29 protein-coding genes, 1 tRNA gene and 1 riboswitch are annotated in these 25,918 nt (G+C 60.9%); of the genes, 13 read left to right on the top strand and 17 right to left on the bottom strand.

All coding sequences use genetic code 11. The features are described 5' to 3' along the window. Positions 1-8: 8 nt before the first annotated feature. The 3 genes from bhcB to PGB28_RS14540 all read right to left on the bottom strand — a co-directional run bounded on the left by bhcB (position 9) and on the right by PGB28_RS14540 (position 2,970). Positions 9-962 (bottom strand): beta-hydroxyaspartate dehydratase BhcB, encoded by a 954-nt coding sequence (gene bhcB, locus PGB28_RS14550; protein WP_271422247.1) that lies wholly within the window; start codon positions 960-962, stop codon positions 9-11. Then, a complete protein-coding gene (locus PGB28_RS14545) occupies positions 962-2,245 on the bottom strand; it encodes a D-amino acid dehydrogenase (protein ID WP_271422246.1) in 1,284 nt (427 codons plus the stop codon). The genes bhcB and PGB28_RS14545 overlap by 1 nt, the downstream gene beginning before the upstream one ends. A gap of 101 nt (positions 2,246-2,346) precedes the next feature. Next, positions 2,347-2,431, bottom strand: a riboswitch (glycine riboswitch). Positions 2,432-2,481: 50 nt separating this feature from the next. Continuing rightward, positions 2,482-2,970: a MarR family winged helix-turn-helix transcriptional regulator gene (locus PGB28_RS14540; protein WP_271422245.1), complete on the bottom strand. Its 489-nt coding sequence runs from the start codon at positions 2,968-2,970 to the stop codon at positions 2,482-2,484. Between the two features lie 145 nt (positions 2,971-3,115). Between PGB28_RS14540 and PGB28_RS14535 the strand changes: the two genes are divergently transcribed. The 4 genes from PGB28_RS14535 to PGB28_RS14520 all read left to right on the top strand — a co-directional run bounded on the left by PGB28_RS14535 (position 3,116) and on the right by PGB28_RS14520 (position 7,232). Beyond that, positions 3,116-4,306: a M20 metallopeptidase family protein gene (locus PGB28_RS14535; RefSeq protein ID WP_271422244.1), complete on the top strand. Its 1,191-nt coding sequence runs from the start codon at positions 3,116-3,118 to the stop codon at positions 4,304-4,306. Between the two features lie 27 nt (positions 4,307-4,333). Beyond that, a complete protein-coding gene (locus PGB28_RS14530) occupies positions 4,334-5,386 on the top strand; it encodes a TRAP transporter substrate-binding protein (protein ID WP_271422243.1) in 1,053 nt (350 codons plus the stop codon). 101 nt (positions 5,387-5,487) lie between these two features. Next, on the top strand, positions 5,488-5,943 hold the full coding sequence (locus PGB28_RS14525) for a TRAP transporter small permease (protein WP_271422242.1): 456 nt from the start codon (positions 5,488-5,490) through the stop codon (positions 5,941-5,943). Next, a complete protein-coding gene (locus PGB28_RS14520; protein WP_271422241.1) occupies positions 5,940-7,232 on the top strand; it encodes a TRAP transporter large permease in 1,293 nt (430 codons plus the stop codon). Before PGB28_RS14525 ends, PGB28_RS14520 begins: the two co-directional genes overlap by 4 nt. A gap of 75 nt (positions 7,233-7,307) precedes the next feature. On the opposite strand, the gene PGB28_RS14515 is transcribed toward PGB28_RS14520, so the two are convergent. The 3 genes from PGB28_RS14515 to PGB28_RS14505 are packed head-to-tail and all read right to left on the bottom strand — an operon-like array spanning position 7,308 to position 9,584. Then, positions 7,308-8,267 (bottom strand): glutathione S-transferase family protein, encoded by a 960-nt coding sequence (locus PGB28_RS14515; RefSeq protein WP_271422240.1) that lies wholly within the window; start codon positions 8,265-8,267, stop codon positions 7,308-7,310. Between the two features lie 12 nt (positions 8,268-8,279). Next, the gene (ygiD, locus tag PGB28_RS14510) at positions 8,280-9,101 is read right to left on the bottom strand and encodes a 4,5-DOPA-extradiol-dioxygenase (RefSeq protein ID WP_408636262.1); all 822 of its coding nucleotides are present in this window, start codon (positions 9,099-9,101) and stop codon (positions 8,280-8,282) included. 60 nt (positions 9,102-9,161) lie between these two features. Beyond that, complete coding sequence (locus PGB28_RS14505; RefSeq protein WP_271422239.1) at positions 9,162-9,584, bottom strand: DoxX family protein; 423 nt, start codon at positions 9,582-9,584, stop codon at positions 9,162-9,164. Positions 9,585-9,712: 128 nt separating this feature from the next. On the opposite strand from PGB28_RS14505, the gene PGB28_RS14500 reads away from it, so the two are divergent. Continuing rightward, a complete protein-coding gene (locus PGB28_RS14500; protein WP_271422238.1) occupies positions 9,713-10,618 on the top strand; it encodes a LysR family transcriptional regulator in 906 nt (301 codons plus the stop codon). Positions 10,619-10,688: 70 nt separating this feature from the next. Here PGB28_RS14500 and PGB28_RS14495 read toward each other — a convergent pair whose 3' ends face one another. After that, a complete protein-coding gene (locus PGB28_RS14495; RefSeq protein WP_271422237.1) occupies positions 10,689-10,868 on the bottom strand; it encodes a hypothetical protein in 180 nt (59 codons plus the stop codon). 32 nt (positions 10,869-10,900) lie between these two features. Between PGB28_RS14495 and PGB28_RS14490 the strand changes: the two genes are divergently transcribed. Next, positions 10,901-11,245, top strand: a complete 345-nt coding sequence (locus PGB28_RS14490; RefSeq protein ID WP_271422236.1) for a hypothetical protein — start codon at positions 10,901-10,903, stop codon at positions 11,243-11,245. A gap of 192 nt (positions 11,246-11,437) precedes the next feature. Here the strand turns inward: PGB28_RS14490 and PGB28_RS14485 are convergent. Next, positions 11,438-11,512: transfer RNA gene (locus PGB28_RS14485), tRNA-Thr, on the bottom strand. Positions 11,513-11,619: 107 nt separating this feature from the next. Between PGB28_RS14485 and PGB28_RS14480 the strand changes: the two genes are divergently transcribed. From PGB28_RS14480 to PGB28_RS14465, 4 genes are read left to right on the top strand one after another with little or no spacing between them, the layout of a single operon-like run. After that, positions 11,620-11,790 (top strand): hypothetical protein, encoded by a 171-nt coding sequence (locus tag PGB28_RS14480; protein WP_271422235.1) that lies wholly within the window; start codon positions 11,620-11,622, stop codon positions 11,788-11,790. A gap of 5 nt (positions 11,791-11,795) precedes the next feature. Next, entirely contained in the window at positions 11,796-13,064 is a 1,269-nt protein-coding gene (murA, locus tag PGB28_RS14475; protein ID WP_271422234.1) for a UDP-N-acetylglucosamine 1-carboxyvinyltransferase, read from the top strand. Beyond that, positions 13,061-13,540 carry a DUF2948 family protein gene (locus tag PGB28_RS14470; protein WP_271422233.1) on the top strand — a complete coding sequence of 160 codons (480 nt, stop codon included), beginning with the start codon at positions 13,061-13,063 and terminating at the stop codon, positions 13,538-13,540. The genes murA and PGB28_RS14470 overlap by 4 nt, the downstream gene beginning before the upstream one ends. Next, positions 13,537-14,031: a GNAT family N-acetyltransferase gene (locus PGB28_RS14465; RefSeq protein WP_271422232.1), complete on the top strand. Its 495-nt coding sequence runs from the start codon at positions 13,537-13,539 to the stop codon at positions 14,029-14,031. The genes PGB28_RS14470 and PGB28_RS14465 overlap by 4 nt, the downstream gene beginning before the upstream one ends. A 6-nt stretch (positions 14,032-14,037) precedes the next feature. Here PGB28_RS14465 and PGB28_RS14460 read toward each other — a convergent pair whose 3' ends face one another. After that, positions 14,038-16,314 (bottom strand): adenosylcobalamin-dependent ribonucleoside-diphosphate reductase, encoded by a 2,277-nt coding sequence (locus PGB28_RS14460; protein WP_271422231.1) that lies wholly within the window; start codon positions 16,312-16,314, stop codon positions 14,038-14,040. 141 nt (positions 16,315-16,455) lie between these two features. Further along, entirely contained in the window at positions 16,456-17,493 is a 1,038-nt protein-coding gene (locus tag PGB28_RS14455; RefSeq protein ID WP_271422230.1) for a hypothetical protein, read from the bottom strand. Positions 17,494-17,656: 163 nt separating this feature from the next. Between PGB28_RS14455 and PGB28_RS14450 the strand changes: the two genes are divergently transcribed. Next, entirely contained in the window at positions 17,657-18,082 is a 426-nt protein-coding gene (locus tag PGB28_RS14450; RefSeq protein ID WP_271422229.1) for a DUF1489 family protein, read from the top strand. A gap of 21 nt (positions 18,083-18,103) precedes the next feature. Here PGB28_RS14450 and PGB28_RS14445 read toward each other — a convergent pair whose 3' ends face one another. Both PGB28_RS14445 and PGB28_RS14440 read right to left on the bottom strand, forming a co-directional pair. Further along, positions 18,104-18,733, bottom strand: coding sequence for a hypothetical protein (locus PGB28_RS14445; protein ID WP_271422228.1), 630 nt, complete (start codon positions 18,731-18,733; stop codon positions 18,104-18,106). Positions 18,734-18,895: 162 nt separating this feature from the next. Next, on the bottom strand, positions 18,896-19,531 hold the full coding sequence (locus PGB28_RS14440) for a ribonuclease T2 (RefSeq protein ID WP_271422227.1): 636 nt from the start codon (positions 19,529-19,531) through the stop codon (positions 18,896-18,898). 124 nt (positions 19,532-19,655) lie between these two features. Here PGB28_RS14440 and PGB28_RS14435 point away from each other — a divergent pair, with 124 nt between their 5' ends. Together PGB28_RS14435 and PGB28_RS14430 are read left to right on the top strand one after the other, a co-directional pair. Beyond that, positions 19,656-20,414, top strand: coding sequence for a DUF1013 domain-containing protein (locus tag PGB28_RS14435; RefSeq protein ID WP_271422226.1), 759 nt, complete (start codon positions 19,656-19,658; stop codon positions 20,412-20,414). 127 nt (positions 20,415-20,541) lie between these two features. Then, positions 20,542-21,684, top strand: coding sequence for an NAD(P)/FAD-dependent oxidoreductase (locus tag PGB28_RS14430; RefSeq protein ID WP_271422225.1), 1,143 nt, complete (start codon positions 20,542-20,544; stop codon positions 21,682-21,684). A gap of 92 nt (positions 21,685-21,776) precedes the next feature. Here PGB28_RS14430 and recR read toward each other — a convergent pair whose 3' ends face one another. From recR to PGB28_RS14405, 5 genes are read right to left on the bottom strand one after another with little or no spacing between them, the layout of a single operon-like run. After that, entirely contained in the window at positions 21,777-22,370 is a 594-nt protein-coding gene (recR, locus tag PGB28_RS14425) for a recombination mediator RecR (RefSeq protein WP_271422224.1), read from the bottom strand. Position 22,371: 1 nt separating this feature from the next. Then, complete coding sequence (locus PGB28_RS14420; RefSeq protein WP_271422223.1) at positions 22,372-23,412, bottom strand: TraB/GumN family protein; 1,041 nt, start codon at positions 23,410-23,412, stop codon at positions 22,372-22,374. Positions 23,413-23,419: 7 nt separating this feature from the next. After that, positions 23,420-23,764, bottom strand: coding sequence for a YbaB/EbfC family nucleoid-associated protein (locus PGB28_RS14415; protein ID WP_271422222.1), 345 nt, complete (start codon positions 23,762-23,764; stop codon positions 23,420-23,422). An 18-nt stretch (positions 23,765-23,782) separates the two neighbouring features. Continuing rightward, positions 23,783-24,175: a hypothetical protein gene (locus PGB28_RS14410; protein WP_271422221.1), complete on the bottom strand. Its 393-nt coding sequence runs from the start codon at positions 24,173-24,175 to the stop codon at positions 23,783-23,785. Continuing rightward, complete coding sequence (locus PGB28_RS14405; protein ID WP_271422220.1) at positions 24,151-25,911, bottom strand: DNA polymerase III subunit gamma/tau; 1,761 nt, start codon at positions 25,909-25,911, stop codon at positions 24,151-24,153. The genes PGB28_RS14410 and PGB28_RS14405 overlap by 25 nt, the downstream gene beginning before the upstream one ends. Positions 25,912-25,918 lie beyond the last annotated feature (7 nt).

The following is a 25,918-nucleotide window of genomic DNA, read 5'->3' as shown; positions in this document are numbered from 1 at the left end:
TCTCCTTTTCAGCCCTGCATCCAGGGCAGTTTGTCCAGATCGACGTTGCCGCCGGTGATGATCACGCCGACGCGTTTGCCTTTGAAGGCGTCGGGATTCTTGAGAATGGTGGCGAGCGGCACGGCGCTCGAGGGTTCCATCACGATGCGCAGGTGCTTCCAGATCAGCTTCATCGCATCGACGATTTCCTGTTCCGAGGCGGTGTAGATCTCGGACACGTGGTTCGACACGAAATGCCAGGTCAGGTCCTTGAGCGGCACCAGCAGACCGTCAGCGATGGTCTTGGGCGCATCATCGGCTATGATGTGACCCGCCTTGAAGCTGCAATAGGCGTCGTCGGCCTCTTCGGGCTCGGCGGCAATCACCTTGGTCTCCGGGGCCAGCGTCGACAGCGTCAGGCAGGTGCCCGATATCATCCCGCCGCCCCCGATCGGGGCAACCACCATATCCAGCCCGTTGGTCTGCTCCATGAATTCCTTGGAACAGGTGCCCTGCCCCGCGATTACGCGCGGATCGTTGTAGGGGTGGACGAAATCACCACCCGTCGCGGCCTGCACCTCGGCGAAGGTCGCCTCGCGCGAGGTCGTCGAGGGCTCACATTCGGTGATCACGCCGCCATAGCGCCTCACTGTGTCTTTCTTGGCCTGCGGCGCGGTGCGCGGCATGACCACGTTGCAGGGAATGCCGCGCAACATGGCTGCGTAGGACAGGCACGACGCATGGTTGCCGCTTGAATGCGTTGCGACCCCTTTGGCGGCCTGATCCTCATCTAGTCCAAAGACCGCATTCGTGGCCCCGCGCACCTTGAAGGCTCCCGGTTCCTGAAAGTTTTCGCATTTGAAGAACAGCTCGCAACCCGCCAATTCACTCAGATAATCCGATGTCCGCACCGGCGTACGCCGAATGTGCGGGGCGATCCGGACGTGCGCAGCAAGCATGTCGTCGAAGGTTGGCACGTACATCACACCGCTCCTTGCACTTGCAGAGGGGCTGTTGCACCTGAGATCACGGCACCAGCACTGTTGACTCTCCGCGACTCTGCAACCTTTTCGGCCACCATTTCGGCGGTGACGGCAGACAGGGTCCAGCCAAGATGCCCGTGCCCGGTATTGTAGAACACCCGGTCGCGGGCGCCTTGCCCGACCTTCGGCATCATGTTCGGCATCATCGGACGAAGGCCCGCCCATGGGATGGCGTGTTCGGTGCTCACACCGGGGAAGAACCGTTCGCACCACTTCACCAGCGGGCGTACCCGGTCGTCCCGAATGTCGAGGTTATACCCGTTGAACTCCGCCGTGCCGGCGATGCGGAATCGGTCTTTGCCCAGACGACTGGTCACGACCTTGGCCTCGTCATCGAGCAAGCTGATCCAGGGCGCAGACTGCTGGCTTTCCTCATCATCGAGGCGAACGGTGATCGAATAGCCTTTGACCGGATAGACGTTCACCCGGTCGCCAAGCTGCGCCGCGATGGCCCGGCTCTCGACACCCGCACAAACGACGATGGCATCAAAGGTTTCGGTCTGGCTTTCGTTGTTCCGGCTCCAGGTCAGGCGCACCTCATTCTTGTCCACATTCAGCGCGTCGACATCGGTGCCGAAGCGCAAAACCGCCCCACCCTTCTCGATGGATTTGGCAAGACCCGTCGTGTAGCGGTGAATGTCGCCGGTGAAATCGCTCTCGGTGTAGTAGCCGCCGTAGAAATCGCCGCTCAGTGCGGGTTCGATCTGGCGGACTTCCCCGGGCGCCACCGCGCGGCGCTCCAAACCACCCTCAGCCAGCAGCTTGTTCACCTCAGTCGCGTGGTCGAATTCGGCCTTGTCGGTATAGATGTGCAAGATACCGCGATCTTCACAATCGAAATCAAATCCGTGACGGTCCGCCTTTTCCAGTAGCAGACCCCGCGCAGCAATCGCCATGCGAGTCGTTTCAACAGTGTTTGCCCGGTATTGCGGGATCGACGCCACAAACTCGGCCATCCAGCTGTATTTGTGCCAGCTCGGCTTGGGGTTAACGAGAAGCGGCGCGCCCCGCTTCATCATCCATTTCATGCCCTTGAAAACCGTGGACCACCGGTTCCAGGTCTCGGCATTTGATGCGGACAATTGCCCGCCGTTGGCAAACGACGTCTGCATGGCGGCATAGCGGTTGCGATCAAACATAGTGACGTCATAGCCCCTGTCCATCAAGCTCGAGGCAGTGGTCACGCCGGTAATTCCGGCGCCGATTACGGCAATTCTGGTCATGGTATCCTCCCGCGACCCAGGTTTCGTCCTGCCGGTTGACAGGTCCAATCCCCTCTGTCGCGGGAAACGGACACGGGGTCCGCAGCGCGCTTCAGATCGCCGCGCTGATCACAGTCCTTTTGCCTGAGAGGTTCCGGGGGGTTGCTCCTTCGGCGCCGAGTGATCGGCCTCTCCTGTGACAGCTTGGTAGGCTACCAGCAGCTTTAAACTAAAATTAGTTGCACGTAAATACTATTTTATATTGCGTCTTTTTTCGGTTCATTGGCCAAAGCATTTCGATAGTCTTCCGAGGTGACCCAGGCCCCAAGACGGGCAAGGATTTCGTTGAGTGCCCGCATCTCCTGCGAAGAGAGCGGGTCTGTCAGGATCACCTCTAGCCGATCAGATAAACGGCGCGCCACTTGCCGAACCTCCTTGCCCTTTGGCGTTGTTGAAAGCAGAAACACCCGCGCGTCTTCGCTCGAGTTTTCCCGTTCGATCAGCCCCGCGCCGATCAAATACTGGATGATTCTCGACGTCAGACTTCTTTCAAAACCGGTTGTTTTTGCAATTTCCGCAAAAGTCGTGCCCGGTCGATCATCGATCAAACGCAGCACGCGCAGATCGCGGATCCGGCTTCCCGTCTCTCGCAGGAAAATCTCGTCATTGGCCTGGATCGCTTCTTGGGCGACGATGTTCAACCTGTACGTCAGGCGCTCATTCTTGAATGTCTTTTCTGTCTGCACGATCCGCTTCTCCTGTCGTCGATACCAAAAAGGTATCACGTCTTACCCTGATTTCTACACGAAATAGTCTTAACAAGAAACTATCTTGCCGGACAAGTATCTCCGTGCAATATTCTCACATTGAGATGAATCGGAGCCCGCGAAGATGTTTCCCACCTGGTACGAGACTCAACGCAATACGTCACAAGAATGGCTGCAGACCCTGCATCGCCACCCGGAAATTGGGTTCGAAGAAGTGCGGACGGCGGCCTTTGTCGCGGAGCGGCTGACCGACCTCGGTTACACTGTAGTGACTGGCATCGGCGGCACGGGCGTCGTCGGGACCTTGCATGGTCAAGATGCGTCACCTGAAGCACCCGGACGTTGTATCGCCTTTCGGGCAGAACTTGATGCCCTGCCGATGCAAGAGAAAGCCACGGTCGGCTACGCGTCCGCAGTGCCCGCCCGGTTTCACGGCTGCGGGCATGACGGACACATGGTCACCGCACTGACCGCCGCCGCCTATCTCGCGGCGCATCAGGATTTCGACGGTACAATTCGCTTCATCTTCCAGCCCGCCGAGGAACTCCTCACCGGTGCACGCGCGATGATCGCAGACGGCCTCTTTGAGCGTTTCCCCTGCGATGAGATCTACGCCTTGCACAACTCGCCGGACCTTCCCGTGGGTCAGGTCGGTGTGCCAGCGACAGCGGCCCTGTCTTCTGCGGACAACATTGATATCACGATCCGGGCGCAAGGTGCGCATGGGTCGATGCCGCATACTGGGCAGGATGCCGTTGCAGCTGCCGCCCATCTGATCTCATCCGTTCAGCAGGCCGCCACGCGCAGCTTTGACGCACGCCACACAGGCGTGATTTCCTTTGGCCTCATCCAAGGCGGTACGGCCCGCAATATCCTGCCTGAAACAGTCCGGATCGAAGGGACAATGCGCACGACAGCGACCAAGGTGCGCGATAGGCTGGCCGATTTGCTGCAGGACGCGGTGCGCGCGACCGAGCTGCTCTTTGGCGTTCTCATCGAGATCGACGTGACCAGCATGGTGCCCGTGACACTGAATAATCCCACCTGTGTCGCCGCGGCCGTGTCTGCGGCTACGCGGGTCGTTGGGTCGGAGCGCGTCACAGAGAATGCCCGCAGCCTCATGGCGTCCGAGGACTTCTCCGAGCTCTCAGGCATTGTCCCAGGTGCGTATTTCTTCATCGGACAAAGCGGTCACGCCCCTCACCACCCGGAGTTCGTCTTCGACAAGGACATCATTCCTGTCGGAGCCGCAATCTTTGCCGACCTGGCAAAGCACCGCACGAGCGCGACGCTCAACTCTCACCAACTGACCTGAACAAATATCATCCAAGGGAGGATCCAGATGATGACCTTTACCAAATCCATGCTCAAAGGCGCTGTTGCCGTAACCGTAATGATGGCGGGGACGATGGCCAGTTCCGAGACGCTCACAATGTCGTCCTGGGTGCCGCCGACCCATTTCGTGCACACCGATTTCCTTGTCCCCTTCACCGAGAAGGTCGCTGAAGTCACGGAAGGCCGCGTCAACGTCGTGATCCTGCCCGCACCGCTGGCCAGCCCGCCGCAGCATTGGGAACTGGCGCGCAACGGCGTGGCCGACATCACCTGGGGCAACTTCACCTACGAACCCGAGCGCTTTGTGTCGATGTGGTTTGCCGAGTTTCCGAATGCCGGGACCAACGCCGAGGCCCAGAGCCGGGCTCTGTGGCGGACCTATGAGGCCTATCTCGCCGACAACGCGGCTTTCGACGGTGTGAAGATGCTTGCTGTCGGCATGTTCGGCGGCGGCCAGCTGCACCATGGATCCAAGACGGTGACCTCGCCCGAGGATGTCGCCAACGTCAAATTCCGCATGGGCGGGCCGATTCAGGAAAAACTGTTGACCTCGCTGGGCGCGGTTCCTGTCGCAGCCCCGGCCACCAAAGCCTACGAGATGCTGGAAAGCGGCGTCATCGACGGGTCGCTTCACACCATGGAATCCGTGGTCAACTTCCGCCTCGAAGACAGCCTCGAGCACCACACCATCTTCCCGAACGGTTTCTACGACGCGACCTTCTTCGTCATCATGAACGGGGCCAAGTGGGACGGTCTGTCCGATCAGGATAAGGCTGCCATCGAAGGGATCATCGGCGAAGAGCTTTCCGCCGCATGGGGCAAGAACTTCGACCTTCAAAACCCTGCCGCCACCGAAAAACTGGGCGCGGCTGGCCATGAGATCGTGGAAGCCTCGCCCGAGCTGATCGCGGCAGTAGATACGATCTACAACACCATGGTTGCCGACTGGGTAGACGTCGCGAAGGCCGCCGGGGTCGAAGATCCGCAGGCAATGCTGGACTTTTACAACGACACCTACACCGCAATGGTGCCGCAATCCGCCGCGCCTGTGTCGCAGTAAGCGGCATATCGGGGACCGGTTTTCCGGTCCCCGCTTTTTTGGGAGGAGACATGATCATGCGGTCCATGGCATGGAAAATCCGCCGGGGAGTTGAAACAGTCATGGCACTGTTCCTTCTGGCAATGGTCGCACTGACCTTCGCAGACGTGATCGGGCGCCGCATTGTCGGCAAACCGATCTATGGAGCCAATGACGTCACCGAACATCTGATGGCTCTGGTCGTCTTTGCCGGCCTTCCTCTGGTGACCGCAGCCGGTGCACATCTGACTATCGACTTGCTCGACAAGCTTGTGAACAAGCCCTGGATGGCGTGGTGGCGCGTCCTGATCAGCGTTCTGGTGACCGCCGTGCTGGCTCTTATCGCCTGGTTCTTCATCAAGCACGGACTGAACGCGTCGCGCATCTCGGAAGTCAGCCAGGCTCTCCGTGTCCCACGCGGCCCGCTCTATTTCTACATGGCAGCAAGCTGCGCCCTCTCGGCGCTGGCCGCCTTGGCCATCACCTTCACCGGCCCGATGGTCGATCCCGAAGACACCCACGAGGAGGAAGCGCTATGATCGTCGGCTCCATTGCAATGCTAGTGGCCATTCTGCTGGCCTTTCTGCGGGTTCCCCTCGCGTTTTCGCTGCTCGCCGTCTCTGTGGCCGGGATCGGATTTGCCATCAACTGGAACATCGCGCTGCAACTCCTGCCGCTGACGATTTCCGATGCGGTCCTGTCCTACGACCTGGCCGTCGTGCCGATGTTCATCCTGATGGGAAACGTGATTTCCAAGACAGGTATCGCCCACGATCTGTTCCGTGCCGCCTATGCGTTTGTAGGCAACGTGCGTGGCGGTTTGGCCCTGTCGACCATGGTCGCCTGTTCCGGGTTCTCCGCCGTCTGCGGCTCTAGCTACGCCACCGCAGCCACCATGGCGAAGGTCGCCTATCCGAGCATGAAGAAGTACAACTACTCGGATGAGCTCGCATCCGGTACCATTGCCGCTGGCGGCACGCTGGGCATCCTGATCCCGCCCTCGATCATCATGGTGGTCTACGGCATCCTGACCCAGACCAATATTGGCGATCTGTTCATCGCGGGTGTGATCCCCGGCCTGCTGGGCCTCGCGCTTTATATGGTCGCGATCCGAGTCGTTGCAGCCCGCAATCCGAGCCATGCCCCGCAAGGCGAAAAGACGCCTTGGCCCGAAAAGCTGAAAGCGCTCTCCGGCATCTGGCCTTTCGTTCTGTTGTTCGGCCTCATCATCGGCGGTCTCTATGCCAAGCTCTTCACTCCGACCGAGGCGGCCGGCATGGGCGCCGGCCTCGCGATCCTGATTGCGACGTTCCATGGCCGCCTGACCTGGAAAGTGCTTCGAACCGTCATAATCGACACGGCCTATACGTCAGTCTCGCTCTACACGGTCCTGTTCGGCGCTCTGATGCTGTCCAAGCTGCTGACCCTGTCCGGTCTGGCAGCCGGTGTCCTCGCGCTGGTGCAATCCACTGGCCTCGAAGGCTACGCTCTGATCTTCGCGATCATGCTCGTGTTCATGGTATTGGGCTGCGTCATGGATTCCATGGCGATCATCCTGATCTTCGTGCCACTCTTCGCGCCCATTGTCGTGGCACAAGGGTTCGATCTGGTCTGGTTCGGGATCATCGTGATCGTGGTGACCGAGATTGCTCTGGTCACGCCGCCTGTCGGAATGAACGTCTTCGTTCTCAAGGCCGTTCTGCCCGATGTTCCGGTGGTTCGGATCTTCAAGGGCCTCGTACCCTTTATCGCGGTCGATGTGGTGCGCCTTGCATTGCTGGTGGCCTTCCCCGCGATCACGCTTTGGCTGGGCAGCACCGTCGGTTAGGCGTGAGCCACATCCAAAGTGAATAGCGACGGGCGAGGAGAAATCCTCGCCCGTCGCATTATTCAGGCGATGTCCTCAAAGGCTCAGCAGTTCCGCGATATGATCGGGTGCCTTCGGCACGATCCCATTGGGGTTGAGCGCCTTGATCGAATAGTAGCCATGCAGGATGTGATCCATGTTCACCGTTTCCCGCACGCCGGGCAGGTTGAGCATCCGCGTGACGTAGTCGGTGAGCCGGGGGTAATCCTTGACCTGCCGCCGGTTGGTCTTGAACAGCCCATGATAGGCGGCGTCGAACCGGATCAGTGTGACAAATGCGCGGATGTCCGTTTCCGTCACGCTGTCCCCGAACAGGTAGTCGCCGGTCAGCCGGTCCTCAAGCTCGCCCAGCATGGTGAACACGCCTTCCAGCGCCTCTTCATAGGCAGGCTGTGAGGATGCGAACCCGGCCTTGTAGACGCCGTTATTGAGCAAGTCGTAGAGGCGCGGGTTCAGAGCGTCGATCTCGGCTGCCAGATGCGCAGGATAGAGCCGCAGATCGGAGGGCACGAGATGTTCGAAGGCGGTATCGAACATGCGCAGGATATCGGCGCTTTCATTGTTCACCATCACATTCCGTTTGGTGTCCCAGAGCACCGGAACCGTTGCGCGCCCGGTGAACTTCGGATCGGCCCGAGTGTAGATCTCGTGCATATAGCGTGACCCGAACAGCGGATCCTCGTCAGCGCCGGGAAAGTCGCCGAAACTCCACCCCTGGTCGGTCAACGTCGGGTTTACAACGGTCACCGGAATCATGTCATCGAGCCCCTTGAGCTTTCGGGCGATCAGCGCACGCGACGCCCAGGGACAGATCAGCGCAACATAAAGCCGGTAGCGGCCGGGTTCGGCCTTGAACCCGCCCTCGCCGGTTGGGCCGGGCGCACCGTCCGACGTGATCCAGTTGCGAAAGCTGGACGTCTGGCGAACAAAACGCCCGTCCTTATCGGCCTTTTGCACCGGCTGCCAGTTTTCCATCCATTTTCCGTCGACAAGCATGTGCCGGTCTCCTCAATTCGCGTGAAAGATGAAGGACCGCATCGACACCGATCCAAGATCGATCGCATCGGTCATGAAGGTCAGGTCATCGCGGGTGTCCGACGCACCGGCGATGGTCAGCGCTGGCAGGTAGTGATCCACGGTTGGATGTGCTGCGGTAAAGAGGGCGCCCAGCCCTTCCGCATCCGCCAGCGCGTGAAAATCCCGGTCCGTGAGACGGTCGGCAAAAAGCGCATCGAATTCCTGGGCGAAATCCTGTGGCGTGCCGCCCCGGCGCATGGCGCGCAGGTTGTGGACGACATTGCCCGAGCCGAAGATCAGGATGCCCCGGTCCCGCAGGTCCGACAAGGCGCGGCCGATCTCCAGTTGATGTTCCAATCCCCGTCCCATGTCGACCGAGACCTGAAAAACCGGCACATCCGCATCGGGATAGAGAAACTTCAGGACGGCCCAGGCACCGTGGTCAAGACCCCAGGTCTCATCCCCGGCGGCGCGGTGGCTGCCGAGCAGCGACACGACCTCGCGGGCCAGATCGGGCTGGCCGGGGGCCGGGTAGCGCTGTTGATAGAGCGCCTCGGGGAAACCGTAGAAATCATGGATCGTGCGTGGCATGGCAGAGACATCCACAAGGGTCGTTCCATTGGTCATCCAATGCGCCGAGACAACGAGGATCGCCTTGGGTCGTGGCAGGCTCTGGCCAAGCAGCGCCCAGGATCGGCTGAACGGCCCGTCTTCGATCGCATGCATCGGACTGCCATGCCCGAGAAAAACGATCGGCATCCGGTCGGAGGGCACAAATCGATCCTTGAGGTCTTGTAGGCTGTGAATACGCATGATGGGCCGCTTTCGATTGTGTCGGAGCGGCCCAAAGGCCGCCCGGGATTGATGGGAAGATCAGGCGAACTGGCCCAGTGCCCTCTGCAGCGCTGGGACTTTCAGTGCGAAGGCACCGCTGCCGTGCGTGGCAATCGCACCCTGCACGACAGCCCAGAAGATCGGGAATTCCCAGCCGCCGCCCTCGGCCGAAAAAAGCCAGCCATTCCCGGAATGGACCCAGGTTGCCCCCAAAAGCACCGGGATCAGCGCCAGTGAGACAAGGCGCGTGCTGATGCCGAGGATCAGGGCGATCCCGCCGACGATTTCGGCAGCGATCGTGAAATAGGCCAGAAGCCCCGGTAGGCCGAGACTCTCGAAAAAGCCGACGGTTCCGGCGACGGTGAAGACGCTGATCTTCAGCCAGCCATGGGCGAGAAAGAGCGAACCGCTCGCGACTCGAAGTGCGAAGGCGGCATAGTCGGAGTTTGTGTGCGTGGTCATGTTCTAAGTCCTTTTGTTGAAAGCCGTCCGGGGGACAGCCTGTCTGTGAGGGAACATACGCCTTGCAGATAGCTCCCAAAATGGCGACTATAGAGAATGACATTCCACAATTTTTTCGCAATATACACATGGACCTTTTCGATCAGCTCCGCGCCTTCGTCGCCACGGCGCAGTCCGGCTCCTTCACCGGGGCGGCGGCGCAGCTGGGCATGTCGAACCGTTTGACCTCGAAATACGTGGCCGAACTCGAGCAACGCCTCGGTGTGCGGCTCTTTCAGCGCACAACCCGCAAGGTTGGCCTGACCCCGGCCGGGTCCGATCTTCTTTCCCGTGCCCCTGCCCTGCTGGACGATCTCGACGATTTGCTGGCCGATGTCTCGGACTCCTCGAAGGGGTTGTCGGGCGTTCTGAGGATTTCCGCTCCGATCACCTTCGGCGAGGTCTACATTGCGGGAATGCTGGCCCGGTTCTCCGAACTTCACCCAGGGATCACCATCGACCTCAGGCTGAGCGATGCCTTCAGCGACCTTGCTGCAGAGGGGATTGACGTGGCATTTCGAATTGGACGCTTCGACATGGCCTCCCTCAAGGTCCGACGACTTGGCACGTTCGAGAGCCTCCCCGTCGCCAGCCCGGACTACCTCGCGCGGGTCGGCCGCCCGGAAACGCCAAACGACCTCTCAGAACACCGCTGCATCGTCGATACCAACCGCAGAAACCCCAAGCGGTGGGCCTTCGAACAAAACGGCACTCAGGTCGTGGCTCAGATCGAGGGTCGATTTCACGTCAATTCAGCAAGTGCCGCGGTCGATCTGGCACGCCGCGGTCTTGGGATCGCCTATGTTCCGAGCTTGGCCTTGTGCGGTGCACTTGTTAGCGGCGATTTGGTTAGGCTTCTTGACGATTTCTCCGGAGAACGCGGTGATATCGCTGCCGTCTACCTGGAGGGCCGAACGCTTCCCCGAAAGGTGCGCGCGCTGATCGATTTTGCGGTTGACGACTTCAGAAATGCCGGTGCGTATCAGCTGCCGTGACCTGGAAAGCTCGACGCTTTCACCAAATTCTTTCTCTTGCCCGCCAAACCGTCTTTAGCAACTGTATCTGTCAGGGCGCCGTGGCGGTCCATTTCTGGCGGCTCTTGCACAGCGCGTTGGCGATGGTGACCAGTTTTCTGGCGGCGGCGGTGATGATGACCTTGTGCGGTTTTCCGGCCCTGCGGAGTCGATCTGCGAAGAATCTGAGGCTTGGGTTGCGATGTTCCGCAACCAGCGATGCCTGGAACACCACGTACCTCAGGGCACGGCGCCCCCCCCGCGATGGACCGTTTTCCGCGAAGGGTTCCGCTGTCGTGCGCGACCGGCACAAAACCGGTGAGTGCGGCAGCCTGCACGCGGTCTTTTCGATCTGGCGAAGCAATGCTGCGGGATGCCTGGGACATGCGCTTTGCCATCACCCACAATGAAAAAGACGAGTTGCAGAAGCAGCTCAAGGCGGCTGAACAGCAAATTAAGAACCTTCTGGATCGCGTGGTCGATGCGACCAGCGCATCGGTCGTCAGAGCTTATGAAGCACGTATCGAGAAGCTGGAAAGGCAGAAACTCGTCCCAATTAAGCGAGTCGAAAAAAACCGTGCTGCCGACGGCACGGCTGCAGGATTGTAATGAACTCGCCTTGAAATTTCAGCCAAGCCCTTGGAATTTATATAAAAGTGGAGCGCTTTTCTATGCGCCAAACGGTGCTCAGATTGGTCTTTTCTGAGCCTCTGAAATATGGCCAAAACGATGTGTATGGAACTCCCGAATTATCATTCTCTTTCATATAATTAGAGGGAATTTCGGGGCAGAAAAGCGAGATGGTGCTGCTGGAGAGAATTGAACTCTCGACCTCTCCCTTACCAAGGGAGTGCTCTACCTCTGAGCTACAGCAGCGCCGGGGTCGCAGCGTCTTGCTGCGGTGTGGCGGGTGATTAGACGCAAATGAAAAGCAGTGCAAGCGCAATCTGGACCCTTTTTTCGCCATAGGATACGAGAGGGCTATGACAGAGCGCGACAAGCCCAAATCATCCAGCTCCAAGGGGAGCGCAAACGATCGTGAGGCACGGCTAAAGGCCGCGCTCAAGGCGAATCTGGGCCGTCGCAAGGCGCAAAGCCGGGCGCGCGCGGCGCAACCAAACGACAAGAACGAGCAGAACGGTACAGAGGACTGACAGGCATGGATTCGATCATCGTGACGGGCAATGGCCCGCTGAACGGGCAGATCCCGATTGCGGGCGCAAAGAATGCCTGTCTTACCCTGATGCCCGCGACACTTCTCAGCGAGGAACCGCTGACGCTGACCAACGCGCCGCGCCTCTCGGACATCAAGACCATGTCGGCCCTGCTACAATCGCTGGGAGCCGAGGTATCGGCGCTGCAGGACGGGCAGGTACTTGCCATGTCGAGCCATGATCTGAACAACCACACCGCGCATTACGACATCGTGCGCAAGATGCGCGCCTCGAACCTCGTGCTTGGCCCGATGCTGGCGCGACTGGGTCAGGCGATCGTGTCGCTGCCCGGCGGCTGCGCCATTGGCGCGCGCCCCATGGACCTGCATATCGAGGCGCTTGAGGCTCTGGGGGCCGAGATCGAGCTCAAAGACGGCTACCTGCATGCCAAGGCCCCCCGCGGGCTCAAGGGCGCGACGCATGAGCTGCGCTTTGCCTCCGTTGGCGCGACGGAAAACACCGTGATGGCCGCCACGCTGGCCAAGGGCACCACGGTGCTGAAGAACGCCGCCCGCGAGCCGGAGATCGTGGATCTGGTGCGCTGCCTGCGGGCGATGGGCGCGCAGATTGATGGCGAAGGCACCTCCACCATCACCATTCAGGGTGTCGACCGCCTGCACGGCGCGACCCACCCGGTGGTCACAGACCGGATCGAGCTTGGCACCTATATGATTGCTCCGGCGATTGCAGGCGGCGAGGTCGAATGCCTTGGCGGCAAGATGGAACTGGTGGAAAGCTTTGCCGCCAAGCTGGACGAGGCCGGGATTTCCGTCACCGAGACCGACAAGGGCCTCAAGGTGGCGCGCAGGAATGGCCGGGTCAAAGCGGTCAACGTGACGACCGAGGTCTTCCCCGGTTTTCCCACCGATCTTCAGGCACAGATGATGGCGCTGATGTGCACCGCCGAGGGAACCTCGGTTTTGGAAGAAACCATTTTTGAAAACCGCTTCATGCATGCACCCGAGCTGACCCGCATGGGCGCGCAGATCGAGGTGCATGGCGGTACGGCGACCGTGACCGGTGTTGAGCGGCTCAAGGGCGCGCCGGTGATGGCCACCGACCTGCGCGCGTCGGTATCGCTGATCCTTGCCGGGCTTGCCGCCGAGGGTGAGACCAGGGTCAGCCGTGTCTATCACCTTGACCGTGGCTATGAACATGTGGTGCGAAAGCTCGAAGGTGTGGGCGCAAAAATCGAACGGATCAAGGACGAATGACCCAGGATGCCAAATTCGAAGACGGCCGCGAAGCGCCGCTGAACCTTGGGGCGATGGACGACGAGGACCTGAAAATCCTGTCCGCGCTGGCCCAGGATGCAGTGTTTCCGATCACCGAAATGACATGGCAGCCCAAGGCCCGCCGGTTTGCCATCCTGCTCAACCGCTTCCGCTGGGAGGACCTGCCCGCTGCGGAACGTCGTGGGCGCACACCGGAACGGGTGCAGTCTGTACTGGTGGTGGAACATGTGTTGGGCGTGGCCAGCCAAGGCGTGGACCGCAACGATAACGATGTGATCCTGTCCTTGTTGGCGATCAGCTTTGAGCCGGGCCAAGATGCATCGGGGCATGTGGTTCTGACACTTGCCGGGGATGGCGCGCTGCGGCTCTCGGTCGAGGCGCTGGAACTCACGCTGCGCGATGTGACCCGCCCCTATGCCGCGCCGTCACGCAAAGCCCCGCACCACCCGGAATGATCCTCCGCAGGCTGAGCGCGGCAGATGCCCCGGCGTTCCATGCGCTGTGGCTGGATGGGCTCGGGCGTTTTCCGTCAGCATTCCTTCTGACCGAGGCCGAGGCGCTTGCCACCCCTGTTGACGCCATTGCCAAGGCTATGGATCAGGGCGGCCATTGGGGCGCATTCGAGCGCACAGAGATGATTGCCTTGGGCGTTTTGCGTCGGGGCGGGCCTGAGCGGCTGCGCCATACCGGTGATATTGGCCCGCTTTACGTGCATCCCGACTTACAGGGGCGAGGTGTTGGCAGTGCGCTGCTCACCGCCATGCTGGACGCCGCCAGAGTCGACGGTCTCTTGCAGGTCGAACTTTGTGTTGACGTCGACAACCACGGCGCGCGGCGTCTTTATGAGATCGCCGGGTTCACCCGGTTCGGTTTGCGGCCCAGATCGGTCCTGCTGGACGGTCAGGCGCGCGACGACCTGCTCATGATGCTGTGTTTCGACGCCTGAGGCCGCCTATCCGCACTTGCTGTAGCCACAGGACATGCAGGTCATGCAGCCTTCGACCATGCGCATCTCATATTGCCCGCAGCTTGAACAGGCCTTGCCACGCGGCGCGTCCAGCCCCACGACCTGCGCCGTCGGATCGCTTTTCAGCCCTTTGCCCTCGCCTTCGAGGAAGCCGATCGCCACCATGTGCTTTTCGATCACGCCACCAATCGCGGCAAGGATCGACGGGATATATTTCCCCTGCACCCAGGCGCCGCCGCGCGGGTCGAACACCGCTTTGAGCTCCTCCACCACGAAAGACACATCACCCCCGCGCCGGAACACCGCCGAGATCATACGGGTCAGCGCCAATGTCCAGGCGTAATGCTCCATGTTCTTTGAGTTGATGAACACCTCAAAGGGTCGGCGGCGACCGTTGATCACGATGTCATTGATGGTCAGGTAAATCGCATGCTCGCTGTCAGGCCATTTCAGCTTGTAGGTCGCACCTTCCAGCTCCTGCGGACGGTCCAGCGGTTCGGACATATAGACGACTTCACCGCCCTCCACCGGGGCCGCATCCTTTTCGCCCGGCACCTTGTCCTCGGCCTCGCTGACGCTCAGCACCGATCCCGTCACATCATTGGGCCGGTAGGTGGTGCAGCCTTTGCAGCCCGTCTCATAGGCCTGCATGTAGACGTCCTTGAACGCGTCAAAGGAGATATCCTCGGGGCAGTTGATGGTCTTGGAAATCGACGAATCCACCCATTTCTGCGCCGCGGCCTGCATCTTTACGTGGTCTGCGGGATCGAGCGTCTGGGCATTCACGAAATAATCGGGCAGCGGCGCATCGCCGAACTTGTCACGCCACATCTGCACGGCGTAATCCACCACCTCTTCCTCGGTGCGGGTGCCATCCTTTTGCAGCACCTTGCGGGTGTAGCTATAGGCAAAGACCGGCTCGATCCCGGAGGACACATTGCCCGCATAAAGGCTGATCGTCCCGGTCGGCGCGATGGAGGTCAGCAGCGCGTTGCGGATACCATGTTCTCGCACGGCTTCGCGCACATCCTCGTCCATATTCATCATATTGCCCGAGGCGAGGTATTTCCCAGCATCAAACAGTGGGAACGCGCCCTTTTCCTTGGCCAGTTCCACAGACGCCAGATAGGAGGCCCGTGCAATCGCCTTGAGCCAGACCTCGGTTTGCGCCGCGGCCTCGTCCGAGCCATAACGCAGCCCGACCATCAAAAGCGCATCCGCCAGCCCGGTCACACCCAGCCCGATGCGCCGCTTGGCCTGCGCCTCTTGTGCCTGTGCCTCCAGCGGGAATTTCGAGGCATCCACCACGTTGTCCATCATGCGGATCGCCATGGTGACAAGCTCGGTCAGTTTCTCCTCCGAAAGCGCCGCCGCCTCTTCGAACGGCTGCTCCACCAGCCGCGCAAGGTTGACCGATCCCAAAAGGCACGCCCCATAAGGCGGCAAGGGCTGTTCACCGCAGGGATTGGTGGCGGCGATGGTCTCTACATAATTCAGGTTGTTGGCCTGATTGATCCGATCGATAAAGATCACGCCCGGCTCAGCATAGTCATAGGTGGCACGCATGATGCGGTTCCACAAATCGCGTGCCTCGACCGTGTGATAAACCTTGCCGTCGAACTCCAACTCCCAGGACCCGTCCGACTTGACCGCCTCCATGAAAGCGTCCGTCACAAGCACCGACATGTTGAACATGCGCAGCCGCGCAGGATCGCTTTTGGCGGCGATGAAATCCTCGATATCGGGGTGGTCGCAGCGCATGGTGGCCATCATCGCACCGCGGCGCGACCCGGCGCTCATGATCGTGCGGCACATGGCGTCCCAGACATCCATGAACGACAGCGGTCCGGACGCATCCGCCGCAACACCCGATACCGACGCGCCCTTGGGCCGGATGGTCGAGAAATCATAGCCGATCCCCCCGCCCTGCTGCATGGTCAGCGCGGCCTCTTTCAGCATGTCAAAAATACCGCCCATGCTGTCGGGGATCGTGCCCATGACGAAGCAATTGAACAGCGTCACCGCCCGTCCAGTGCCCGCGCCCGCCGTGATGCGCCCGGCAGGCAGGTATTTGAAATCCTCCAGCGCGTCGTAAAACCGGGTTTCCCAATGCTCCGGGTCTGCTTCGACCCTCGCCAGATCGCGCGCAATGCGCCGCCAGGTATCTTCGACCGTCTTGTCGACAGGGGTCTCATCCGCCTCTTTCAGGCGGTATTTCATATCCCAGATCTGTTCAGCAATGGGCGCGGCAAAGCGGGTCATGGGCAGCTCCGTAGACAGGCGTGCCACCCCAATGGGCTGTGGTGGCAAGGCCGGAAGCAACAAGATAGCGTTCCGGCCAGCATTTGTCACCATGCAGGATGGACAGTAGCTGGTTGCAAGCCGTCTCTTTGCACCATCCCTCTACTGAAGAAAAGATCGCCCGTATCCGTTCAGTTCCGGGTCGCGGATGTCATGGAGTAACGAGACCGCGCCCGTCTTGGGCTTGTTGCCCAGTGGGATGGTGATGCCCACACGAACGATGTTTGTCGGATCGAGATCATTTCTGACATCGTGGAAGTCATAATGCTTCTGACCGAATTCGGCATTGACGATCAGGTTGGCTCCACGCGATCTGAAATCATATCCGACTCCCAAGGCATATTCTTGGGTCGTCAAGAATGGTCGATTGTCGTAAGAAACATGGTGAAACTCGTAGGCGCCGCTGACCGTTACACCATTGTCAAACGAATAAGACCCACCAAGCCCGGCAATTTCTGTTTTTTGTTCAACCTCGTACAGATCAATGCGATGAATTTGCCCGGACACGGCAATATTTGTTCGCGGAGTTGGTGAGAAAACCGCAGAAACCGAAGCTGAGCGCCCAGTTTCCCCCATCGTTTCAAAAATTGGCTCTCCCGGGACGGAAAAGCAATCATCGTTGAAGCCCACACCACAGACTTCGTCTTCCTCAAAACCAACCAAGACACGCGCGTCCCTGTTGGATGTTCCGAACCGGCCCTTCACATTCACGAGATCGCTTGAATAACCCAATGAAAGTCCAGCACCATAGACATGCGTCGTTGACTCTCCACAGTCAAAGAAACAGAGGCTTTCAGCATAAGCACCCACAGAGAATCCATGCGGCAAAAGCACCTCCCCTTCCAAAGAGCCGCGCCGAATTGTTCCAACAGCCAAACGTTCCCGATCCGTGTGGACAAAATTGAAGTTACCACTCAGGCGGAAGTGATCCCCAATCAATAAAGCGCCGTCCAAATCGAATAAGTGGTGTTCATACGTTTCCGCGGAATCACTGCTAGGAAGCCCAAAAAAGTTGGGAACCCAAGTAGTAGTTACGGCTTCCACACCAATACTCGCCGTAAAATAGTCCAGCGAAATCAACGGCTCATTCGCCTGCGCCATCGCCGGCAAAAACATCGCAGCCAGAATTGCGTTTTTCATGAAACGGACCCTCATTTTCTTTCGGGTCTATTTCGGAATCGCGCAGGCTCCAATTCCCAAATATACAGCCGCCCTATGCCTGATGCGATATAGCAACAGTACAGGCCGGGACTTGCATCCCGGCGCATGGGAGTTAGGTTGCCACGCACCGGGAGGGAGCGTCGTGACCATCAACCTGATCAAGCTGTGCGTGGGGGCCGAAAAGGTCGAGGACCTGATCCAATGGCAAAAGCAGCGCGCCGCGCTGAACCCCGATGGTTTGCCCCGTCATGTCACCCGCATGTGGCCCAAGCGGGCTGATGAGCTGCTCGACGGCGGATCGCTATATTGGGTGTTCAAAGGAGTCGTTCTGGCCCGGCAGCGGATCATCCGGTTGGACGAAGTGACCGGCGAAGACGGCATCACCCGTTGCGGAATCGTCTTTGACCCTCAGGTCATTCGCACCCAGGCCCAACCGCGCCGCCCGTTTCAGGGTTGGCGCTACCTCAAACCCACGGATGCGCCCGCCGATCTGACAGACCGGCAGTTGCGCGAAGACCCGCTGCCGCCAAAGCTTAACGCAGCGCTGGCGGAAATCGGGGTCATCTGACGCCCGTCACGTGACCGGAATTCATGCCATTTCCATCCTGTCACTGACCGCGACATCGCGCGCCTCGCGTTGGGCTTGCCGACGCGCGTGGGCTGTCCAGATGACAAAGCCCACCTGCGGTTCGACCATCGCCAGAACAGCCGCAAGCCGCCCGGAAATCCGCCGCGTGCCGGCCATTCTGAATCGCGCCATGAAAGACCGGACCTCGACGGCTGAGAGCGGCGATGCCGCCGCATCTTCGATTGTGATGTCCAGCCGCGCCCGGCCCAAAAGCAAATCGCGCGTCAGCGCTTTGATCTCATCGCGCCTTTGGCGCAACTCATCGCAACGCGCCCAAGCGTCAGAGGCACGCCGGAACGCCATGACCGGATCATGCCCGACCGCATGAAAGCCGCGGGGCCGCATCGGGTGCTGCACCAGCCAGATGATCTGACCATCCTTTGTAATGCCGCGGTGCGCCGTCATGGTGGCACAGGGCGAGGCCACGTGGAACGAGCGGTCCACCCACATCCCGACCCAGCTTTCGCTGTGCCATTCGATATCGCCATCCTGTTTCTGAAAACCGGGGAAATCGGCGGAGATCAGCTTGCGCTCAACTGCGAGACGCGCGCGTCTCTCTGCCGCTTTTTTGGTGCTGAAATAGCGTAGCATCTGTCGCCCCCTGAAAAGGTCTTCGTCGCACATTTAACCTGTATGACCGAGAAACATGTCGTTGCGGTGTCAATAAAGGCAGAGTGCGCCTTTGCGCCAAAACGCGCCAGTCAGGGATTCCTGACCCTGCGTCAGGCGGGCACCGGGAATGAGGCTTATCGGTCACCGGATCGGGGTGAACAACGCGTCCTTCATGCGGCAATCGCGGATCACGTCCGACCCACAGGGCACGGGGTCAAGCGATTTGGACAGGCAGATGCGCGCTTCCTGAATGAACCCGTCGCGGCAGGTGATCGTGATCATGTCCTTTTCCAACCCGGGATTTGCCTTGAGAAAGGCTTCCTCCACCAGTGACGCGGGCAGTTTCACCGCCCGATCCAGTTTGCGGAAAACCTCCGGACGCGTGATGCTTTCATAAGCTTCACGAGAAAGCTCATAATAGGCAGGCGCGCTCAGGCCCGTGCAGGCGCCGTGCTTGTTCCACTGATACCAAGCCAGCCCCGACGTCCCCATGATATCCGCCATGTCGCGCGTCATCACCCGCGACGGCGGACGCTTGGACGTAGGGCAGAAGGACGGCCAGCCCCGGTGGAATTGTGGCCAGAGCCCGTGCAGGGTCCAGCCGTGATCATGGCGCGCGTCACACTGGTCCGAGCCCTTGGCATCGCCCTCGATCTCGCACCAGTTGGGCGTCCATGACAGCGCCAGCACGAAATAGTCAAACACACCCGCCTTTTCCCCCCGGGCCAGCGCAAAACCGGGCAGCAGCATCAGAACGGCAATCACAAAGACACGCATTTTCACTTTCCATATGGCTTCATCGCGACTATATACGCCCGAAGTTCCCCGACAACGGAAACCGTCCCTGCCACAGGGAAAGCCATTTCAGGCGACGGGGAAGATATGTTCAAGGAGACGACCCATGGCCAAACTGCTACACCCCAAGGCAACCGCCGTCTGGCTGGTGGACAACACCACGCTGACCTTTAAGCAGATTGCCGATTTCACCGATATGCACGAGCTGGAAGTGCAGGGCATTGCCGATGGCGACGTGGCGACAGGCGTGAAAGGGTTCGACCCCATCGCCAACAACCAGCTGACCCAGGATGATATCGACAAGGCCGAGGCCGACCCGCTGGTCAAGCTGAAGCTCAAGTTCAACCCCGCCGCCCGCGACGAGGACAAACGCCGTGGCCCGCGCTACACGCCGCTGTCCAAGCGTCAGGACCGGCCCAACGCGATCCTGTGGCTGGTGAAATTCCACCCGGAACTGGCTGACAGCCAGATCGCAAAGCTGGTGGGCACCACCAAGCCGACGATCCAGTCGATCCGCGAACGCACCCATTGGAACATCGCCAACATGCAGCCGATCGACCCGGTGGCGCTTGGCCTGTGCAAACAGACCGAGCTGGACGCCGCCGTTCAAAAGGCCGCCGCCAAGAAAGCCGCCGCGGGCGAAGCGATGTCGGATGACGAGCGCCGCAAGCTTCTGTCCACCGAACAAAGCCTCGACATGCCGGCCGAGCCGAAGATCCCCAGCGCCATCGAAGGTCTGGAAACCTTTTCGCTGTCGGACAGCAATGACGACGATGACGAAGAGGATACCAGCGACATTCTCGATGCCGACAGCTTCTTCAACCTGCCGAATTCCACCGACGAGGATGAAGACGAGCAGCCCTGATCCGCAGCTCTAAGAACTCAGACGAGGCCCGCCCTCCCCGGCGGGCCTTTTGCTTTCGCGGCATCATCCCCTTGCCAAACCCGGCGATCTTGGGTCCACTTTCCCAAAGGGTAAACCGGAGACAGCGATGACGATTGTTGTGATTGGCCGCGGACTGATTGGATCGGCGGCGGCAAGGCATCTGGCGATGAGCGGTCAGGATGTCGTGCTGCTTGGCCCGTCCGAGCCGGGAGACAAAGCCAATCATGACGGCGTCTTCGGATCACATTATGACGAAGGCCGGATCACCCGGGGTCTTGATCCGTGGCCCTTCTGGAGCCGGGCAAGCCGCGCCTCCATTGCGCGTTATGGTGAGATTGCGCAAACCTCGGGCATCGGGTTCTTTACCGAACGCGGGTTGGTCATGGCCGGGCCAGATGGGTCCGCGCCGATCACCCGCGTCGCGGACGTCGCCAGCGCTGCCGGGATCGACTGCACCCATCTGAGGGGGGATGCGTTGGCGCAGCGTTTTCCCTTTTTCGATTTCCCCGCCGATACGCTGGCCATTCATGAACCGTCCAACGCAGGTTTCATCAGCCCCCGCCGCCTTGTTGCGGCCCAGACCAAGGCCGCCGAAGCCCATGGCGCGCGGGTGGTGGATGCCTTCACGACCGGGCTGACCGAGACCGGCGCGGGTGTCACGATCCGCACGCCCTCAGGGGATGTTCACGGCGATCAGATCCTTGTCGCCGCTGGTGGGTTTTCCAACATGGTCCTGCCCGAGCCTCTGCCGCTCAACGTCTACGCCCGCACGGTTGCGCTCTTTGAGGTGGACGAGACCGAGGCCGCGCGGCTCGCGGACATGCCGCCGCTCATCTATCTTTTGCCCTCGGGCGAGGACCCGTATCTGTTGCCGCCGATCCGCTATCCCGATGGCAGGATGTGGCTCAAGCTGGGCGGCGACCCCGAGGATATCGCCCTGCCCGACCGGCAAGCGACGCAGGACTGGTTCCGCGCGGGCGGATCGCAACAGGTGGCCGAAAAGCTGGAAGACGTGATCCATGAGCGGATGCCCGGTCTAAGGGTCACGTCGCGGGCGAAGGCGGCCTGTGTGACCACTTACACGGCCGAGAACATCCCTCGCATCGCGCGCATATCCGACCGGGTCTCGGTCGCCGTTGGCGGCTGTGGCCGTGGTGCAAAATGCAGCGATGAACTGGGGAGACTTGGGGCCGAGGTCACGCTGGGCCGGACCCTGCCGGACTGGGCGCTGGAACCGGCGGTGGCTTAGGTGCGCGACTGGATGGAGACCTTGTGCGACATCCGTAACCGGTCTGTTTCGGGGAACCTCGGTCCACGCGCAACGTGTTGGCCCAAAAGCACCTACAACGACTTCCGCGCGTTCAGCGCTGCGCTGATCGTACCGTCATCGAGGTAGTCCAATTCCCCGCCGATTGGCACACCCTGCGCCAGCGAGGTCAACGTCACCCGGCCCTCAAGCTGGTCGGCGATGTAATGGGCGGTGGTCTGGCCATCAATCGTGGCGCTGAGCGCGAGGATGACCTCGGTCACGCCTTCGGCCTCGATCCGGTCGATCAGGCGCGGGATCGACAACTCTTCCGGTCCGATCCCGTCAAGCGCCGAAAGCGTGCCGCCCAGCACATGATAGCGCCCCTTGAAAACCCCTGCCCTCTCCATCGCCCAAAGGTCAGCCACATCGGCCACGACGCAAATCTGTCCGTTGGCGCGTTTCTCGGCCGCGCAGATATCGCAGATATCCGCCGTGCCAATATTGCCGCAGTTCAGGCATTCACGCGCCGTGGCCGCGACGCGGGTCATCTGATCGGCGAGCGGCTGCATCAGCAGCGCGCGTTTTCGGATCATTTGCAGTACGGCGCGCCGGGCCGAACGCGGACCCAGCCCCGGCAGTTTGGCCATGATCTCGATCAGCGCGTCGATGTCCTTGGTACTGCTCATCTCACACCTCACCCGGCACAGGGACGCGCGTCACGGTAAACCCACGCTCCCGCAGCAGCGCTACCATGCCCTGCGCCCCCGGAAGATGAAAGCAACCCACCGCGATGAACACCCCGCCCTGTTGCAACGCGCTTTCGGCGGCATCGACAAAGGCGTGATTGCGGGCGTCGAGAAGATAGGCATTCACCCGGTCTATGGCCCGCCCCCCATCGCCCAGCACGTCGCTGACATAGGCGCGGTCCCACGCCATCATCTCGGCGATACGCCCCTCAAGATACAACGCGAAGGATGTCGCCCGATCCTGCCATTTGGTTTCAGGGTTGAGATAGCTGCCATAGACCAACAGGAAATCAATCGCAAAGTCGCCTTCTCCGCCGTCCAGTTGGTGCTTGATGCGCATCGCCTCTTCGAGCGCGAGGATTTCGGCCCCGGCGATCATACCCAGCATCTGGATGCGCCCGTCCTGCACCGGCAGGATCCCGGCGGCGAAATCATCGCAAGGGTCGGACAGAAGCAATTCCGCAACCGCCCCCAATGTGAGCCGGTCCGGCGCATTGCGCCCCCAACCCAGCCCGTGACTGCGCTGGCGTATCCATTCAAGGACATCGGCGGGCAAGGCGCTGTCCGACAGGTCCACGTCGCTCCGCCCGTTGCGGAACCAGTCCGCACGGCGCAGGTCGCGTTCATAGGCGCGACGCGAGGGCATAATCGGGTCGATTTCAAGTGCGACGACGCGCGCGTTGTCGATCAGGTCAAGAACCCTGTCCGGCAGGTCCAGAATGCGCGGGTCGGTGACATGCATGGTCCCCCAAAGATGGGACACCGCCCCGTTCGGGGCCTCGATACGCCACAGCCGACCGACACCGTTGGGCATGTGGTCGGCTGCGGTCTTGATGTCATCTTCCGTGGCGGGCGCAAAAGCGCTTTCGAACACGGCCACCTCGGGCACGTCGCAGACATCCCGCGTGGCCCAGCCCTGCGCAAAAGCCGGAAGGCCGACAAGCATCAGGGCAATCGCAACCAGGACCCGAACAGCGTCCATCGCTGGCTCAGAACGGCATCTTGATGTCTTTGGGAAGGCCCATTTCCTCGGTGATCTTGCTCATCTCGGCCTCGGCGCGTGCCGCGGCCTTGCCCTGTGCGTCCTTGATCGCGGCAAGGATCAGGTCCTCGACCACTTCCTTGTCATCGCCATTGAAGATCGAAGGGTCGATATCCAGCCCCTTGAGCTCGCCCTTGGCGCTGGCCGTGGCCTTGACCAGCCCGGCACCGCTCTGGCCTTCGACCAACATGGAATGCAGGTCCTCTTGCAACTGCGCCATGCGCTTTTGCATTTCCTGCGCTTTTTTCATCATGCCGGCCATATCGCCGAGATTGCCAAGTCCTTTGAACATCCGTGTCTCCGGTTCGTGTCAGAGCCGCTTTTCGCGGCGAAAGGTGTAAATCACTGCTACTGTACATATCGCAGCGGAGAGCGCGATGAACAAGGTGGGTGAGGCGATACAGCCCTCCTCAACTGCTGCAGCGCGCAGGCCCGATTGGTCCGGCAGGATCAGGTAGGAAATAAAGAACGACCAAAGCAGCGCCACCAGCGCCGTGCCCATCGCATGGCGGAACGCCACGGCCACGCCCAGCGCCGCCAGCAGGAACAGCACCAGCGGCGAGGTGAACAGACCCAGCGCCTCGGTCACTTGAGTGGCGGGGGTGCCGTCCCATCCCGGGCGCAGTTGCGTGCACATCTCGGCCCATGCAGTACCGGGCAAGACCGCAAGCCCGGCAATCAGTCCTCTTCGAAAGGATCCCATTCGTCCTCGACCTCCTGCAATGCTTCGACCTGTGCTGCCGCCTCGGCCTCTTTGACGGTTTTGATCTCGGTGATCTTTGCCTTTGGAAAAGCCAGCAAAGCGGCCTTGACCAGCGGGTGTTCCGCCGCCTCGGCATGCAGTGCGAGCCTGTCCGCATCGCGCGTCTCGACTATGGTGGGCGCGGTGCAGTCATTGACCAGAGTGACGGCCCAGCGATTGCCGGTCCAGCGTTGCAGCGCCGCACCCAACCGCTGCGCAAGGTCCGGCGCCGCGTCAGCGGCCGGGGTAAATTCGATCCGGCCCGGCTGATATGCGGCCAGTCGCACACCGGCTTCGATCTCGATCAAAAGCTTCACATCCCGGTTCGACCGGATGAGTTCGATCACGTGTTCAAATGTCGGGTAATGCGCCAGCGCTTGTTCTGCGGCCAGCGCGGGGGCTGCCCCACCGGCATGGGCGCTGGGGCCGCTTGGGCCCGGATGGGTCGGCGCGGGCGCACCTTGTGCGTTGGTCTGGCTGTAGCCGCCGATTGCCCTGCCAACGCCGCCCGTGGGCGGCGTTGGCACCGGGGCGTCACCCAGTTTGCGGATCAGTTCTTCGGGGCTGGGCAGTTCGGCCACATGGGTCAGCCGGATGATCGCCATCTCCGCCGCCATCATGGAATTGGGCGCGGCCGCCACCTCTTCGATCGCCTTGAGCAGCATCTGCCACATACGGCTGAGCGCGCGCATCGGCAGGTCGGCGGCCATCTGCGCGCCCCGCGTGCGCTCATCCGGCGTCACGGTCGGGTCCTCGGCGGCCTCCGGCGTGATCTTGACCACCGAGATCCAATGCGTGACCTCGGCCAGATCGCGCAGCACTGCCATCGGGTCGGCCCCATCGGCATATTGCGCGGACAGTTCCGCCAATGCGCCAGCCGCATCGCCCTTCATCACCAGATCGAACAGGTCCATGACCCGCCCCCGGTCGGCCAGCCCCAGCATAGCGCGCACCTGATCCGCGGTGGTCTCGCCTGCGCCGTGGCTGATGGCCTGATCCAGAAGCGAGGTGGCATCCCGCGCCGAGCCTTCTGCCGCGCGTGCAATCAGCGCCAGCGCATCCTCGGCAATCTCGGCTCCTTCGCCTGCCGCGATGCGGCTCATCATGGCGATCATGTCCTCGGGTTCGATCCGGCGCAGGTCAAAGCGCTGGCAGCGCGACAGCACCGTCACCGGAACCTTGCGAATCTCGGTCGTGGCAAAGATGAATTTCACATGCGCGGGCGGCTCTTCGAGCGTCTTCAACAGCGCATTGAAGGCCGATTTGGACAACATGTGCACTTCGTCGATGATATAAACCTTGTAGCGCGCCGCCGACGGCGCATAGGCCACGCTGTCAATCACTGTTGAGCGGATATCATCGACCCCGGTATTGGACGCCGCGTCCATCTCCAGCACATCCACATGCCGACCCTCGGCAATGGCCACACAATGCTCACACTGACCACAGGGATCAGTCGTGGGCTGGCCCGTGCCATCGGGACCGATACAGTTCATGCCCTTGGCGATGATCCGTGCGGTGGTGGTTTTGCCGGTGCCCCGGATACCGGTCATCATGAAGGCCTGCGCAATCCGGCCCGTCGCAAACGCGTTCTTGAGCGTACGAACCATGGCGTCCTGCCCGACCAGATCGGCAAAGGTTTCGGGACGGTATTTCCGGGCCAGCACCTGATAGGCGGGCTGCGTCGTGTCGCTCATGATCGGG

The organism is Primorskyibacter aestuariivivens, assembly GCF_028023675.1.
Lineage (GTDB): Bacteria > Pseudomonadota > Alphaproteobacteria > Rhodobacterales > Rhodobacteraceae > Marinovum > Marinovum aestuariivivens.
The sequence above is the reverse complement of the archived record's forward strand: the minus strand, read 5'-3'. Positions and strand labels throughout refer to the sequence as shown.

Excerpts from the sequence above, each read along its gene's own strand:
- bhcB (WP_271422247.1), bottom strand. The coding sequence starts at position 962 with ATGTACGTGCCAACCTTCGACGACATGCTTGCTGCGCACGTCCGGATC.
- PGB28_RS14545 (WP_271422246.1), bottom strand. The coding sequence starts at position 2,245 with ATGACCAGAATTGCCGTAATCGGCGCCGGAATTACCGGCGTGACCACT.
- PGB28_RS14535 (WP_271422244.1), top strand. The coding sequence starts at position 3,116 with ATGTTTCCCACCTGGTACGAGACTCAACGCAATACGTCACAAGAATGG.
- PGB28_RS14530 (WP_271422243.1), top strand. The coding sequence starts at position 4,334 with ATGATGACCTTTACCAAATCCATGCTCAAAGGCGCTGTTGCCGTAACC.
- PGB28_RS14525 (WP_271422242.1), top strand. The coding sequence starts at position 5,488 with ATGGCACTGTTCCTTCTGGCAATGGTCGCACTGACCTTCGCAGACGTG.
- PGB28_RS14520 (WP_271422241.1), top strand. The coding sequence starts at position 5,940 with ATGATCGTCGGCTCCATTGCAATGCTAGTGGCCATTCTGCTGGCCTTT.
- PGB28_RS14515 (WP_271422240.1), bottom strand. The coding sequence starts at position 8,267 with ATGCTTGTCGACGGAAAATGGATGGAAAACTGGCAGCCGGTGCAAAAG.
- ygiD (WP_408636262.1), bottom strand. The coding sequence starts at position 9,101 with ATGCGTATTCACAGCCTACAAGACCTCAAGGATCGATTTGTGCCCTCC.
- PGB28_RS14505 (WP_271422239.1), bottom strand. The coding sequence starts at position 9,584 with ATGACCACGCACACAAACTCCGACTATGCCGCCTTCGCACTTCGAGTC.
- PGB28_RS14500 (WP_271422238.1), top strand. The coding sequence starts at position 9,713 with ATGGACCTTTTCGATCAGCTCCGCGCCTTCGTCGCCACGGCGCAGTCC.
- PGB28_RS14490 (WP_271422236.1), top strand. The coding sequence starts at position 10,901 with ATGGACCGTTTTCCGCGAAGGGTTCCGCTGTCGTGCGCGACCGGCACA.
- PGB28_RS14480 (WP_271422235.1), top strand. The coding sequence starts at position 11,620 with ATGACAGAGCGCGACAAGCCCAAATCATCCAGCTCCAAGGGGAGCGCA.
- murA (WP_271422234.1), top strand. The coding sequence starts at position 11,796 with ATGGATTCGATCATCGTGACGGGCAATGGCCCGCTGAACGGGCAGATC.
- PGB28_RS14470 (WP_271422233.1), top strand. The coding sequence starts at position 13,061 with ATGACCCAGGATGCCAAATTCGAAGACGGCCGCGAAGCGCCGCTGAAC.
- PGB28_RS14465 (WP_271422232.1), top strand. The coding sequence starts at position 13,537 with ATGATCCTCCGCAGGCTGAGCGCGGCAGATGCCCCGGCGTTCCATGCG.
- PGB28_RS14460 (WP_271422231.1), bottom strand. The coding sequence starts at position 16,314 with ATGACCCGCTTTGCCGCGCCCATTGCTGAACAGATCTGGGATATGAAA.
- PGB28_RS14455 (WP_271422230.1), bottom strand. The coding sequence starts at position 17,493 with ATGAAAAACGCAATTCTGGCTGCGATGTTTTTGCCGGCGATGGCGCAG.
- PGB28_RS14445 (WP_271422228.1), bottom strand. The coding sequence starts at position 18,733 with ATGCTACGCTATTTCAGCACCAAAAAAGCGGCAGAGAGACGCGCGCGT.
- PGB28_RS14440 (WP_271422227.1), bottom strand. The coding sequence starts at position 19,531 with ATGCGTGTCTTTGTGATTGCCGTTCTGATGCTGCTGCCCGGTTTTGCG.
- PGB28_RS14435 (WP_271422226.1), top strand. The coding sequence starts at position 19,656 with ATGGCCAAACTGCTACACCCCAAGGCAACCGCCGTCTGGCTGGTGGAC.
- PGB28_RS14430 (WP_271422225.1), top strand. The coding sequence starts at position 20,542 with ATGACGATTGTTGTGATTGGCCGCGGACTGATTGGATCGGCGGCGGCA.
- recR (WP_271422224.1), bottom strand. The coding sequence starts at position 22,370 with ATGAGCAGTACCAAGGACATCGACGCGCTGATCGAGATCATGGCCAAA.
- PGB28_RS14420 (WP_271422223.1), bottom strand. The coding sequence starts at position 23,412 with ATGGACGCTGTTCGGGTCCTGGTTGCGATTGCCCTGATGCTTGTCGGC.
- PGB28_RS14415 (WP_271422222.1), bottom strand. The coding sequence starts at position 23,764 with ATGTTCAAAGGACTTGGCAATCTCGGCGATATGGCCGGCATGATGAAA.
- PGB28_RS14410 (WP_271422221.1), bottom strand. The coding sequence starts at position 24,175 with ATGGGATCCTTTCGAAGAGGACTGATTGCCGGGCTTGCGGTCTTGCCC.
- PGB28_RS14405 (WP_271422220.1), bottom strand. The coding sequence starts at position 25,911 with ATGAGCGACACGACGCAGCCCGCCTATCAGGTGCTGGCCCGGAAATAC.